This window comes from Sphingobium sp. JS3065, assembly GCF_026427355.1.
Lineage (GTDB): Bacteria > Pseudomonadota > Alphaproteobacteria > Sphingomonadales > Sphingomonadaceae > Sphingobium.
The window spans coordinates 958,680-970,403 of record NZ_CP102664.1; the positions used below are offsets into that span (position 1 = coordinate 958,680).

Sequence of the window (11,724 nt, forward strand, 5' to 3'; positions counted from 1 at the left end):
GATAGCGTAACGATTAGGGAAATCCCGGATAGACCCGAGCCCATCCGGGTCCCTCAATGGCGGCCATGATGAACATCGCGACCCTCACCCTGAACCCGACGATCGACGTCGCCTATGAAGTCGATCATGTCTACCACACCCGTAAAATGCGGACGAAGACAGAATTCTATTCGCCGGGTGGCGGGGGAATCAACGTGGCCCGTGTCTATGTCCGGCTCGGCGGGAACGCGCGGAGCTACTATCTTTCGGGCGGTGCAACCGGCCACGCGCTCGATGGTCTGCTCGACCTGCACCAGCTGGTGCGCAACCGTATCCCGATCAAGGGGCATACCAGGGTGGCCACCGCAGTGCTCGAGCGCGAAAGCGGGAAGGAATATCGCCTCGTTCCGTCCGGACCGATGGTCGAACCTGCAGAATGGCGGCAGTGCCTCAATCAGCTCCAGACGGCACAATGTGACTATCTGGTCGCGAGCGGTTCGCTCTCACCCGGCATTCCGGATGATTTCTATGGCCAGGTCGTCGCGATGATGACGGAACGCAATATACCGGTCGTGCTCGACAGTTCAGGCGCTGGCCTGCGCGGAGGCCTTGAGCAAGGCGGCGTCTTCCTCGTCAAGCCCAGCATTGGCGAGTTGCGCCAGTTCACCGGTCGGGATCTTCCCGACACGGAGTCGGTGGGACGGGCGGCCATGCAGATCGTCGGGGGCGGTCATGCGCAATATGTGGCGGTGACGATGGGGCACGAGGGCGCTCTCCTTGCCTCGGCCGAGCGCCAACTCCTGCTTCCCGCAGTGGACATCGAGGTCAGAAGCGCGGTCGGCGCGGGCGACAGTTTCCTTTCGGCGATGGTCTTTGCTATCTCCTCAGGCTGGGAGATCGAAGAAGCGTTCCGCTTCGGCATCGCGGCAGGCGCGGCGGCCGTGATGAATCCGGGGCACGATCTTGCGCGACCCGAAGACATCCGGCGGCTCTATTCGCAGGTCCGTGCAGCCTCCTGAACCTTGCGTTGAACTTGAGCGTACTCCACCGACCAGTTCATGATCGTGGTTCCCGGTCGCGAAATTCGCGACCGGTTCGGCGCACTGCCGGTCAAGTGTTCGGCTGTTTCGATTTCACGGCGTATTATTGTTTCGCTTGATCGGAGAACTGATCGAAGGCCTCGACCGCCTGCGCGGCATACATGAGGCTGGGGCCAGCGCCCATGTAGAGCGCCATGCCCATCGTCTCCATCACTTCATCGCGCGTGGCGCCATGCTTGACGGCGGCCTTCGAATGGAAGGCAACGCAGCCGTCGCAGCGGATGGCGACCGAGATGGCAAGAGCGATCAGTTCCTTGGTCTTGGCATCGAGCGCCCCGGCCTTGGTGGCCGCAGTCGCCATGGCGGAAAAGGCCTGCATCACGTCGGGCGTGCCGAGCCGCACTTCCTTGATGGCGCCATTCAGCTCGGTCGCCATTTTCGGCCAGTCCTTGTGCATATCGTCTCCTGTAAAGTTCAGCGTCCGAGAAGGGCAAGCAGTCGGTAAGCCGCGACGATGCGATCGCTTCGCGCGCGAGCTTCGCTGACCGCTGCGGCGGTTGCCTCGCGTTCGGCATCGAGCAGATCGAGCTGGGGCTTCATCCCCACGCGAACCTCGTGGCGCACGCTGTCGCGCGCCTGTCCGGCGGCAAGGGCTTGCTGGGAAGCAGCCGCTTCGACCAGGGCGGCCGAGCGCACCCCGGAAAAGGCGCTGATCGTCTGTTCATCGACGGCGGCGCGTGCGGCGCGCATACGCGCATCGGCGGCCCTGACCGCACTATCGGATTCGGTAATCTTGGCTGAGACTCGCCCGCCCGCGAATATCTGCCAGCGCGCCCGCACGCCGACCGTGGCGGCATCGGAGCGATAATCGGGAAAGAACTGGTCACGCACCGTCGAACCTTCGGCGAAGGCGCCGATCGTGGGCAGGCGTTCGGCCCGCGCGCCCCGCGCGCCGGCCTGGGCGGCATCCAATGCCGCTTCGGCTTGCGCCAGCGCCGGGTTGTTCCCGCGGGCGCTGTCGAGCGCTTCATCGAGCGAGGCAGGCAGGACCGGACTTGCCGGAATGGGCTGGAGATCCTGCGGGGCAAGGCCAGTGAGGTTGGTGAATCGCGCATCGGCCGAGATGGCAAAGCCGCGCGCGCCTTCAAGGGCTGCCTGTGCTTCGGCAAGGCGCGCCGCCGCCTGCGCAACATCGGTGCTGGGGCTTTCGCCTGCCTTGAAGCGGAGCCGGGCCTGGCGCTGGATCTCCTCCATCTGGCCGACCATCTGTTCATAGAGCGCTATCATTCGGTGCGTGGTCAGCACGTCGCCATAGGCTTGGACCGTCGCGACAACGATCTGGCTGCGGGTCATCGTTTCACCGGCGCGTGCTGCTTCGCTGCCCGCTTTCGCCTGTGCGATCCCGGCGCTGACCCTGCCGCCCATAAAGAGGGGCTGTTCGATAGTGAGCTGCGCCGCGCGCGGCGTGACGTTGGCCGCCGGAAGCCCGAAGAAACCCTGCGGATCGAGTCGTCCATAGCCGATCGTCCCGCTCAGCGTCGCGGTTGGCAGACCCTGGCCGCGTGCTTCCCTGATCCGGGCGTCGGCCGCATCGGCATCGGCCCCCGCCGCCTCGATTTCCGGCGCGTGGTTCACGGCGGCCGCAATGGCTTCTTCAAGCGTCGTTGCCTGCGCGGGCATGGCGACACTCGCCAGCAGGCCGGCGAGCAGGGGGAGGGGGATCGTCCGCCTGAGCGTCATTTGAAGGCGGTTCCCGGACGGACGCCGAACGCCTTGAACACCATCGCAGCCGGGCAGAAACCAGTGAAGCTTGCCTGAAGCATATTGAGGCCGGCAAAGGCGGTGAGCGCGATCCACCAGGGATGCACGGTCAGCGACAGGACGACGCCGAGCAGTACGACACAACCGGCGAACGCCATCACGGCACGATCGAGAGTCATCAGTCTCACTCCTTCGCTTGGGAAACCAGAAGCCGGGGCATCAGAAACGCAGCTTGCGGATGCCCATCGCGTGCATGGCGAGCTTTTCGTAGAAGGGCTCGCTCTCGCCCTTGCGGACCTTGCGCAGGAAATATTTCTCAAAGCCGACCTTGGCCAGATGGACCCATTTGCCGCTGGACGACCAGTTGACGTTGCGCGGCGGGATCTGCGGCTGGGCGACGAAGGCGACGCCTCCGTCGCCAAAATCGGCGAGACACACCGCGTTCCACGTCGCTTCCGCCGTCGGCTCCTGGCCGTCGAGAACCAGCGAGAGATTGGCGGCGATCGCCGTGACCATGGATTCGATCATGAAACCGGTCTTGGGCACGCCCACCGGAACCGGCGTCGGGCCGGTCGGCGGGATGGCGACACAGACACCGAGCGCGAATATCTCGGGGAAGGCCGGATTGCGCTGGTGCTTGTCGACGATGATGAAGCCGCGCGGATTGGCCAGCCCTTCGATATTGCTGACCGCGGGGACGCCCCGGAACGCAGGGAGCATCATCGAGAAGCCGAAGGGCAGGTCGTGCGTCTTCTTCACCGCGCCGTCCTCGCCGACTTCCTCGACGTGCATGACGCCGGGCTCGACCTTGGTGACGCGGGCGTTGGTGATCCATTTGATGTGGCGATCACGCAGCTCGCTCTCGAGCAGCGACTTGGTATCGCCGACGCCGTCGAGCCCAAGGTGGCCGATATAGGGTTCGGGCGTCACATAGATCATCGGCACCTTGTCGCGGATCTTGCGCTTGCGCAGTTCGGTGTCGAGGATCATCGCGAATTCGTAGGCCGGGCCGTAGCAGGACGCGCCCTGCACCGCGCCGACGACGATCGGGCCGGGATTTTGTGCAAAGGCATCGAACGCATCGGCGGCGGCTGAGGCGTGGGGCGTCTGGCAGATGGAGAGGGTATGGCCGCCATGCGGACCCAGCCCCTCGATCTCGTCGAACGCGAGTTCCGGGCCGGTAGCGATTACAAGATAATCGTAATTGATGGATGAGCCGTCATTGAGTTCGAGTCGCTTTTCGCCGGCATGCAGCCGCTTCGCGCCGACCGAGGTGAAGCCGATCTTCTTTTTGGCGAACACGGGAGGGAGGTGGACCTGGATGGCTTCAGGCTCGCGCCAGCGCACGGCGACCCAGGGATTGGACGGGATGAAGTTGTAGGTATCGCTATCGGATACCGTCATCACGTCGGCGCGGTCTTTGACGGCAGCCTTGATCTCATAGGAGGCGATCGTGCCTCCCAGACCCGCGCCCAGCACCACGATCAAAGGCTTGCCCATCTGCGATCCTTCCATGTCTCAATGGCATTGACGAATATCATCATTACACGTTATATGCAAATAACAAAGTTGAGGAAGCTGCCATGTTCGGATTCAAGAAACGTGATGCCCACCGTGAGATCGGCCCCGCCGAGCTGGACGCCATGCTGAAGGGCGGCAAGGCGCTCCTGATCGACGTGCGCGAGACAGGCGAGTTCGCCGCCGGCCACATACTGGGCGCAATAAACATGCCACTGTCGGGCTTTTCACCTCGTAACATCCCTGATCCCAAGGGCCGGACTGTCGTGCTGCAATGCGCGGGCGGAAAGCGCTCGGGCCAGGCACTCGATCAATGCGCGGCGGCGCAGAGCGCGATCGACACCCACCTCGCTGGCGGGATCGGTGCGTGGAAAGACGCCGGCTTCCCGGTCGTTGGTGATTGAGAGCCTGAAAGAGAACCAAAAAAGAGGGGTATCGGCGGCATGATGAGCGGCAGGGGCAAGTGGCTCTGGTTGGCGGGCGCCGCGCTGGCGCTGTCGGCATGCGGGAGCAAGCCGGAGCAGGAGCAGGCGGCGGCGACGCTACCCGCCGGGGAAACTCTGCGGCTCGCCGCAACCGAAATCCCGGACATGAAGGTAGTCGGCGCGGAGATCGCCACGCGCGACCAGGCCGAAGTGCTCGCCCGCATCCCCGGCATCCTCACGTCGCTTTCCGTCCGTGCCGGCGACACGGTGCAAAAGGGCCAGCGGATCGGCATGATCGTCGATTCGCGGCTCGGCTATGAGACAAGCGCCTATGGCGCCCAGACCGCCGCCGCCCAGGCCGAAGCCGCGCGGACCAATGCCGATCTCGCCCGCATTCGCGATCTCTATGGCCAAGGCGTCTATGCCAAGGCGCGCCTGGATCAGGCCGTTGCGGCCGCGCGCGCGGCCGATGCGCAGGTTGCTGCCGCTCGGGCGCAGCAGGGCGCAAGCGTCAGCGTCGCGGGGCAGGGGGCGGTGATCGCCCCGGCGAGCGGTCGGGTGCTTCGCGCCGATATTCCCGCCGGATCACCGGTGGCGCCGGGCATGTCGATCGCGACGGTTACCGCGGGGCCGCCGGTGCTGCGGTTGATGCTGCCGGAGTCGGTTGCCGGACAGGTCCATCCCGGTGCGCGCGTGATCGTCAATGAAGCGGATATGCCGTCCGGGCAGCGCGAAGGCAGTGTGGCGCAGGTCTATCCCGCGATCACTGGCGGCCAGGTCCGCGTCGATGCGACTTTGCCTGGGCTTTCCACCCAATTCATCGGCCGCCGCGTGAGCGCGTCGGTCGAGATCGGCACGCGCAAGGCGCTGGTCGTGCCGCGCTCCTTCATCACCACGCGCTATGGCATGGATCAGGTGCAGATCGTCGCGGAAGGCAAGCGGCTCAGCATGGTGCCGGTCCAGATCGCGCCGACGGCCGATCCCGCCCTGGTCGAGATATTGAGCGGTGCGGCCGCCGGCGACGTGCTGTTCGCCCCCGGTAAGCCGGCCAAGGCTCCGCGGCCATGAATCTCGGTGTTTCCGGTCGCCTCACCAGGGCCACTATCGCTTCCCCCCTGACGCCGCTGTTTCTGCTGGCGGCGATCGCTGTCGGTCTGCTGGCTCTTCTTTCCATCCCAAGGGAGGAGGAACCGCAGATCAGCGTGCCGATGGTGGACATTCAGGTGATGGCGCCCGGCCTGTCCGCCGCCGATGCGACCGAGCTGGTGGGCATTCCGCTCGAAACCATCGTCAAGAGCGTCGACGGGGTGGAGCATGTCTATACCCAGGCGCAGGACGATGGCGTAATGGTGACGGCGCGCTTCCTCGTCGGGTCGAACCCGGAGGATGCAGCGATCCGCATCGAGGAGAAGCTGCGCGCCAATTGGGATCGTAAGCCGGTCGGCATCCCCGATCCCAAGGTGACGGTGCGCGGCATTAACGACGTTCCCGCTGTCGTCCTGACCCTTGCCCCCAAGCCCGGCGCGGCAGGGCAGTGGAACGATGCCAGCCTCTACGAACTCGCCGCGAAGCTGCGCACCGAGATCGCCAAGGTCGACAATGTCGGGATCAGCTTCCTCGTCGGTGGCCGCCCCGAGGAAATCCGCATTGCGCCCGATCCGGCCAGGCTCCGCCAGTATGGCGTGCCGCTGGGGAGCGTGATCGAGGCCGCGAGCCAGGCCAATCGGTCCTTTCCGCTGGGTAATATCCGCGAGGACGGCAAGGCGGTCGGCGTCACGGCGGGCCGCACCCTGTCATCGGCGCAGGAGGTCGGACTTCTGACCGTGCGCTCTGCCTCCGGCTCGCCCGTCTATCTGCGCGACGTTGCCAGCGTAACGCAGGGGCCGCGCGAGGATCAGGCGCGGGCGTGGCGCTGGGCGAAGGAGGAAAACGGCAAGTGGCATAGCGCCCCCGCCGTCAGCATCGCCTTCGCCAAGCGCGCCGGCGCCAATGCCGTGGTGGTGTCCGATGCGATCCTCGAGCGCGTCGAGAGCCTGAAAGGCAAGCTCATCCCCGATGACGTCACGGTCGCCGTCACCCGCAACTATGGCGAGACGGCGAACGAGAAGGCCAACGAGCTGCTGTTCCATCTGGCGCTGGCGACCGTCTCCATCGTCGTGCTGATCGGCTTCGCGATCGGGTGGCGCGAGGCGGGCGTGACCGCCGTGGTCATTCCGACGACGATCCTGCTGACCATGTTCGCCTCGAACCTCATGGGCTACACCATCAACCGCGTCAGCCTGTTCGCGCTGATCTTCTCGATCGGCATCCTCGTCGACGACGCGATCGTCATGATCGAGAATATCGCGCGCCATTGGGCGATGGACGATGACCGCAACCGTACCCAGGCCGCGATCGAGGCGGTGGCGGAGGTCGGCAATCCCACGGTGGTCGCGACATTGACCGTGGTTGCGGCGCTGCTGCCGATGCTGTTCGTTTCCGGCCTGATGGGCCCCTACATGGCTCCCATCCCGGTCAATGCGTCGGCGGCGATGATCTTTTCCTTCTTCGTCGCCGTGGTCATTGCGCCGTGGCTGATGATCCGTTTTGCCCGCAAGACGCTCGGCTCTGGCCACGGCCATGACGAGAGCGGCGGCAAGCTGGGGCAGCTCTATGCCCGTGTCGCGCATCGCGTCATCGATACGAAGAAGTCCGCCCGCAATTTCCTGATCGCGGTGGGCGTGGCGACACTGGTCGCCTGCTCGATGTTCTATTTCAAGGCCGTTACCGTGAAGCTGCTGCCCTTCGACAACAAGTCGGAGGTTCAGGTCGTGGTCGATATGCCCGAAGGCACCGCGCTCGAAAACACGGGCCGCGTGCTGGAAGATGTTGCCGGCGTGGTGCGAGGCTTGCCCGAAGCGACGGCGATGGAGGCCTATGTCGGCACATCGGCGCCGTTCAACTTCAACGGCCTTGTCCGCCATTATTTCCTGCGCTCGCAGCCCGAGCAGGGCGATGTGATGGTGACGCTGCTGCCCAAGGGGGATCGCAGCCGGTCCAGCCATCAGATTGCGCTCGACCTGCGCCAGCGGCTGAAGGCGCTGCGCTTGCCCAATGGCGCATCTATCAAGGTGGTCGAGACGCCTCCAGGACCGCCCGTCCTCGCGACCCTGCTGGCCGAGGTCTATGGCCCCGACGAAGTCACGCGCCAGAAGACAGCGTCCGAGCTGGAAAAGATCTTCAAGTCCGTCCCCTTCATCGTCGACGTGGACAACAGCTTCGGCGAGGCGCGCCCGAAGCTCCGCCTCGACGTGCAGCGCGACCGGCTCGATTATTACGGCCTTTCCCAGCGGCAGGTCGCCGACAGCATCGGTATGCTCATGGGGAGCCAGACTGTCGGCTACGCGCCGCGCGGCGATGGCCGCAGCCCACTACCGATTACAATCGCGCTGGAACAGAAGGACCGCAGCTGGACGCAAGCCTTGTCGAGTATGCCTGTCGCACAGACGCCGGGCGGCCAGCTCATCGACCTTGGCGCGGTGGTCGAAGCGCGCACCGAGACGGGGAGTCCTGCGATCTTCCGCCGTGACGGTCGATATGCCGACATGGTCACGGCCGAGCTGGCCGGAGCCTATGAAGCGCCGATCTACGGCATGATCGAAGTGAACCGCGCGGTCGATGCCTATGACTGGGCGGCCAAGGGCCTCCAGAAGCCGGAAATCCGTCTCAACGGTCAGCCCGAGGATGAGAGCGTGCCGTCCCTGCTCTGGGATGGCGAATGGGAGATCACCTGGGTCACGTTCCGCGACATGGGCGGCGCCTTCATGGTCGCGCTGCTGGCGATCTACATCATCGTCGTCGCGCAGTTCAAAAGCTTCCGCCTGCCGCTCGTGATCCTGACGCCGGTGCCGCTCACGCTGGTCGGGATCGTCATTGGCCACATGCTGTTCCGTGCACCGTTTACGGCAACCTCGATGATAGGGTTCATCGCGCTCGCCGGTATCATCGTGCGCAACTCGATCCTGCTGGTCGACTTCATCCGCCATTCGGCCACGCCGGACAAATCGCTGCGCGACGTGCTGCTGGAAGCCGGCACGATCCGGTTCAAGCCGATCGTTCTCACGGCCGCCGCGGCGATGATTGGCGCGGCCGTGATCCTGACCGATCCGATCTTTCAGGGTTTGGCGATCTCGCTGCTGTTCGGCCTTGCGTCCTCGACGCTGCTGACCGTGCTGGTTATTCCGGCCATTTACATCGTGCTTCGAGATGATGGGAAACCCGCGACCAGATGATGCCGCTTGAGACGCCCCTTGCACAACTCGCCGAGCACGCCGCCCATGCGGCGAGCGTGCTGAAGCTGCTGGCCAATGAACAGCGTCTGCTGATCCTGTGCCGGCTGACCCAGGGCGAATTCTCCGTCGGGGAGATGGTGGAGTTGTGCGGGCAATCGCAATCCAGCGTGTCCCAGCATCTGGGGAAATTGCGAGAAGGGGGTCTGGTCAAGACCCGGCGCGAGGCGACGACGATCTACTACAGCCTTGCTGACAGCGACGTCCGCAAGTTGATCGACATGCTCTGCGATCGCTTCGGTCCCGGTGCTGGACAATCCTGAGAAATCCGATGCGACGCGCCGTCCTTCCGCTCCTGTCCATGGTCTCTCTCGGGGCTTGCGCCTCGAATGAGCCGCCGTCGGATCCGGCGGTGATGGTGCAGGAGGCACAAGCGCGCTCCGATATCCTGGCCGACCGCTTCCAGAAGGAATTATTGAGCGCGCTGACCGCCGCGATGGCGGCGGATGGTCCGCAAGGCGCGATCAGCGTCTGTTCGAGCATAGCGCCCGCGCTCGCCGCGCAGATCTCCGAGGAAAGCGGAGCGACCGTCCGGCGCACGGCGCTGCGCACGCGTAATCCCGCTGCCAGTCCTGACGCTACCGAACGCCGCGTCATGGAGAGCTGGGCCGCCGCGCCGTTTGGCGTCGACGGCAAGCCCAGGCGCTGGTCGGCGTATGAGGGCGGGCAATATCGCTATATGCGCGCCATACCGACCATGCCCATGTGCCTCGCTTGCCATGGCGAGAATGTCGCCCCGGAGGTGATGGCGGCGATCCGCGCGCATTATCCCGCAGATCAGGCGACGGGTTTTGCTTCCGGCCAGCTTCGGGGCGCCTTTTCGATCCGGTGGGAGGAGGCAGCCCTGGCGCGTGCGATCAAAGGCGGGGAGGGCGCGCAGCGAGGTCTGCACCCATGACGATCTTGCGCGCGCTTGCGCTGGCCCGATTTTACAGCGCTGCGGCAGCTGTCGCCTACCGCTCAGCGGCGCCGTGATCGCCAGAGTGCTTTGCCATCAGGTTCGGCCCGGCAGCATTCGGCGCAAGGTATCATCCTTGACGATGTAATGATGGAAGAGAGCGGCAAGGGCGTGAAAGCCGATCAGGAAATATCCGATGGTCCCGACTGTCTCGTGCCAATCCTTCATCTGTCCCGCCAGGGCTTTGCTCTGGCCGACAAGAGCCGGCAGTTCCAGACCGAAGAATGGAATCGGCTTGCCCGACGCACTCAGGATCACCCAGCCCGCCAAGGGCATCGCCAGCATGAACGCGTAGAGTGCGAGATGCGTCGCATTGGCTAAAAGCGTCTGCCATGACGGCGGTTCCGGCGTGATCGGGGGGGTGCGCTGGCTGAGGCGTGCCAGCAGGCGGATGATCGCCAGCGCCAGAACGGTGAGTCCGAGTATGAAATGCCAGGTTTTCAGCCCCTCGCGGATGTCGGTTCCCTTGGGATAGTTCTCCCGCAGGAGAATGGTAGCGTAAACGACCGAGATCAGCAGCACCATGAGCCAGTGCAGAGTGATCGACAGGGAAGAGAAGCGGTTACGGATATCGGTTGTACTCATGGCGAACCTCCCATCAATTTTCATATTGCCAGCGAGATGAGAAAAATGCCTTGATCCTTCTCAAGAAGCTTTGCGCCGAACAACCGCAATAACCGGTCAGCTGCGCTTGCGGACAAATTCCGCACGAAGCACCAAACCTTTGATGCCTTCATACCGGCAGTCGATTTCCTGCGGGTCATCCGTGAGGCGGATCGACTTTATCAGCGTTCCCCGCCTCAGAGTCTGGCCGGCGCCCTTGACGACCAGATCCTTGATCAACGTGACCTGGTCGCCGTCGGCAAGCAGGTTGCCCACGGCATCGCGGACTTCGATCCGGTCCGCGGTGGCGCGCCGTTCCTTCAGTTCGGATGCAGCCATCCATTCACCGGATTCTTCATCGTAGACATATTCATCTTCGCTCATGGAGTTCTCCATCGGTCAGGAATGTGCGTCAGGCACCGAACAGATCGCGTTCAATCAGCCAGGCGCGCATTGCCAGCAATGCGGCGACGAGGGCAGCCACGGCAAAGGCTCTGGCGTCGAGCGTGATCCACGCAACAGCGCCTGCAAGCCCGCCAATAAGGAAGACCAGCCAAAAGGATGCATGCAAGCCAAGCTGGCGATAGTTCGCGTGATGCCGTCCGCCGGCCAATGCCTCCCCGAACCGCACGACCTGCGTGGAGGGCGAAATAGCCTCCTGCAGGTCGGGATCATCCCTCTCAAAAGTGCAATGAGCACTACCCATGGCCATCGCGATCAGCACGGCCGGGATGATCGCCAGATGCGAGAGGAATGTCAGATAGGCGGCGGCCAACGCGATTGCGGTACAAACGAGCGCGATTGTGCGCCGGTACCGGCCTAGCCAGTGCGTAATCAAGGTCGTGAGGACCACACCCCCCACGAAGCTGAAGATCATTCCGCCCACAAATTTCGTGATACCAAAGCCACCGGGAAGGCTCGTGCCCAGAACAGTGGCGTTGGCCTCGGGCGAGGCAAGGAAGACGTGCCCGAATGCCAGAAAGCCGGCTGCATTGATCGCGCCGGCAAGGGCCGCCAGCATGGCGGCCAGTTGGACCAGCGCGCGCTGCGCTCTGCCGATATCCAGGGAGCTGGGCCGTCTGCCTGTCCGATCCGGTTCGCTCATGCTCGCC

Annotated in this window: 13 protein-coding genes; 6 read left to right on the forward strand and 7 right to left on the reverse strand. The window is 64.3% G+C overall.

Annotated elements, in window-relative coordinates:
* Nucleotides 1–65: 65 nt before the first annotated feature.
* Nucleotides 66–998 (forward strand): 1-phosphofructokinase family hexose kinase, encoded by a 933-nt coding sequence (locus tag NUH86_RS04690; RefSeq protein WP_030090330.1) that lies wholly within the window; start codon nucleotides 66–68, stop codon nucleotides 996–998.
* A 124-nt stretch (nucleotides 999–1,122) separates the two neighbouring features.
* Here the strand turns inward: NUH86_RS04690 and NUH86_RS04695 are convergent, their stop codons facing one another.
* From NUH86_RS04695 to NUH86_RS04710, 4 genes are read right to left on the reverse strand one after another with little or no spacing between them, the layout of a single operon-like run.
* On the reverse strand, nucleotides 1,123–1,476 hold the full coding sequence (locus tag NUH86_RS04695; RefSeq protein WP_030090331.1) for a carboxymuconolactone decarboxylase family protein: 354 nt from the start codon (nucleotides 1,474–1,476) through the stop codon (nucleotides 1,123–1,125).
* Between the two features lie 17 nt (nucleotides 1,477–1,493).
* Nucleotides 1,494–2,759 carry a TolC family outer membrane protein gene (locus NUH86_RS04700; protein ID WP_030090332.1) on the reverse strand — a complete coding sequence of 422 codons (1,266 nt, stop codon included), beginning with the start codon at nucleotides 2,757–2,759 and terminating at the stop codon, nucleotides 1,494–1,496.
* Nucleotides 2,756–2,959, reverse strand: coding sequence for a DUF2892 domain-containing protein (locus NUH86_RS04705; protein WP_021246224.1), 204 nt, complete (start codon nucleotides 2,957–2,959; stop codon nucleotides 2,756–2,758). Before NUH86_RS04705 ends, NUH86_RS04700 begins: the two co-directional genes overlap by 4 nt.
* A gap of 40 nt (nucleotides 2,960–2,999) precedes the next feature.
* Nucleotides 3,000–4,280, reverse strand: coding sequence for an NAD(P)/FAD-dependent oxidoreductase (locus NUH86_RS04710; protein WP_030090333.1), 1,281 nt, complete (start codon nucleotides 4,278–4,280; stop codon nucleotides 3,000–3,002).
* Between the two features lie 83 nt (nucleotides 4,281–4,363).
* On the opposite strand from NUH86_RS04710, the gene NUH86_RS04715 reads away from it, so the two are divergent.
* From NUH86_RS04715 to NUH86_RS04735, 5 genes are read left to right on the forward strand one after another with little or no spacing between them, the layout of a single operon-like run.
* On the forward strand, nucleotides 4,364–4,702 hold the full coding sequence (locus tag NUH86_RS04715; RefSeq protein WP_021246226.1) for a rhodanese-like domain-containing protein: 339 nt from the start codon (nucleotides 4,364–4,366) through the stop codon (nucleotides 4,700–4,702).
* A gap of 39 nt (nucleotides 4,703–4,741) precedes the next feature.
* Nucleotides 4,742–5,791, forward strand: a complete 1,050-nt coding sequence (locus NUH86_RS04720) for an efflux RND transporter periplasmic adaptor subunit (RefSeq protein ID WP_030090334.1) — start codon at nucleotides 4,742–4,744, stop codon at nucleotides 5,789–5,791.
* Nucleotides 5,788–8,994 (forward strand): efflux RND transporter permease subunit, encoded by a 3,207-nt coding sequence (locus NUH86_RS04725; RefSeq protein ID WP_030090335.1) that lies wholly within the window; start codon nucleotides 5,788–5,790, stop codon nucleotides 8,992–8,994. The genes NUH86_RS04720 and NUH86_RS04725 overlap by 4 nt, the downstream gene beginning before the upstream one ends.
* Entirely contained in the window at nucleotides 8,991–9,314 is a 324-nt protein-coding gene (locus NUH86_RS04730; RefSeq protein WP_030090336.1) for an ArsR/SmtB family transcription factor, read from the forward strand. The genes NUH86_RS04725 and NUH86_RS04730 overlap by 4 nt, the downstream gene beginning before the upstream one ends.
* An 8-nt stretch (nucleotides 9,315–9,322) precedes the next feature.
* Complete coding sequence (locus tag NUH86_RS04735; RefSeq protein WP_030090337.1) at nucleotides 9,323–9,949, forward strand: Tll0287-like domain-containing protein; 627 nt, start codon at nucleotides 9,323–9,325, stop codon at nucleotides 9,947–9,949.
* Between the two features lie 96 nt (nucleotides 9,950–10,045).
* Here the strand turns inward: NUH86_RS04735 and NUH86_RS04740 are convergent, their stop codons facing one another.
* From NUH86_RS04740 to NUH86_RS04750, 3 genes are all read right to left on the reverse strand, one after another.
* Nucleotides 10,046–10,594 (reverse strand): cytochrome b, encoded by a 549-nt coding sequence (locus NUH86_RS04740; RefSeq protein WP_030090338.1) that lies wholly within the window; start codon nucleotides 10,592–10,594, stop codon nucleotides 10,046–10,048.
* Nucleotides 10,595–10,690: 96 nt separating this feature from the next.
* Nucleotides 10,691–10,996: an alkylphosphonate utilization protein gene (locus tag NUH86_RS04745; protein ID WP_030090339.1), complete on the reverse strand. Its 306-nt coding sequence runs from the start codon at nucleotides 10,994–10,996 to the stop codon at nucleotides 10,691–10,693.
* A 28-nt stretch (nucleotides 10,997–11,024) separates the two neighbouring features.
* Complete coding sequence (locus NUH86_RS04750; protein ID WP_030090340.1) at nucleotides 11,025–11,717, reverse strand: DUF1275 family protein; 693 nt, start codon at nucleotides 11,715–11,717, stop codon at nucleotides 11,025–11,027.
* Between the last annotated feature and the right edge of the window lie 7 nt (nucleotides 11,718–11,724).

What these genes read in the sequence shown, in the direction of transcription:
- NUH86_RS04725 (WP_030090335.1), top strand. Translation starts at nt 5,788, where the DNA reads ATGAATCTCGGTGTTTCCGGTCGCCTCACCAGGGCCACTATCGCTTCC.
- NUH86_RS04750 (WP_030090340.1), bottom strand. Translation starts at nt 11,717, where the DNA reads ATGAGCGAACCGGATCGGACAGGCAGACGGCCCAGCTCCCTGGATATC.
- NUH86_RS04700 (WP_030090332.1), bottom strand. Translation starts at nt 2,759, where the DNA reads ATGACGCTCAGGCGGACGATCCCCCTCCCCCTGCTCGCCGGCCTGCTG.
- NUH86_RS04715 (WP_021246226.1), top strand. Translation starts at nt 4,364, where the DNA reads ATGTTCGGATTCAAGAAACGTGATGCCCACCGTGAGATCGGCCCCGCC.
- NUH86_RS04745 (WP_030090339.1), bottom strand. Translation starts at nt 10,996, where the DNA reads ATGAGCGAAGATGAATATGTCTACGATGAAGAATCCGGTGAATGGATG.
- NUH86_RS04690 (WP_030090330.1), top strand. Translation starts at nt 66, where the DNA reads ATGATGAACATCGCGACCCTCACCCTGAACCCGACGATCGACGTCGCC.
- NUH86_RS04720 (WP_030090334.1), top strand. Translation starts at nt 4,742, where the DNA reads ATGATGAGCGGCAGGGGCAAGTGGCTCTGGTTGGCGGGCGCCGCGCTG.
- NUH86_RS04710 (WP_030090333.1), bottom strand. Translation starts at nt 4,280, where the DNA reads ATGGGCAAGCCTTTGATCGTGGTGCTGGGCGCGGGTCTGGGAGGCACG.
- NUH86_RS04705 (WP_021246224.1), bottom strand. Translation starts at nt 2,959, where the DNA reads ATGACTCTCGATCGTGCCGTGATGGCGTTCGCCGGTTGTGTCGTACTG.
- NUH86_RS04740 (WP_030090338.1), bottom strand. Translation starts at nt 10,594, where the DNA reads ATGAGTACAACCGATATCCGTAACCGCTTCTCTTCCCTGTCGATCACT.
- NUH86_RS04735 (WP_030090337.1), top strand. Translation starts at nt 9,323, where the DNA reads ATGCGACGCGCCGTCCTTCCGCTCCTGTCCATGGTCTCTCTCGGGGCT.
- NUH86_RS04730 (WP_030090336.1), top strand. Translation starts at nt 8,991, where the DNA reads ATGATGCCGCTTGAGACGCCCCTTGCACAACTCGCCGAGCACGCCGCC.
- NUH86_RS04695 (WP_030090331.1), bottom strand. Translation starts at nt 1,476, where the DNA reads ATGCACAAGGACTGGCCGAAAATGGCGACCGAGCTGAATGGCGCCATC.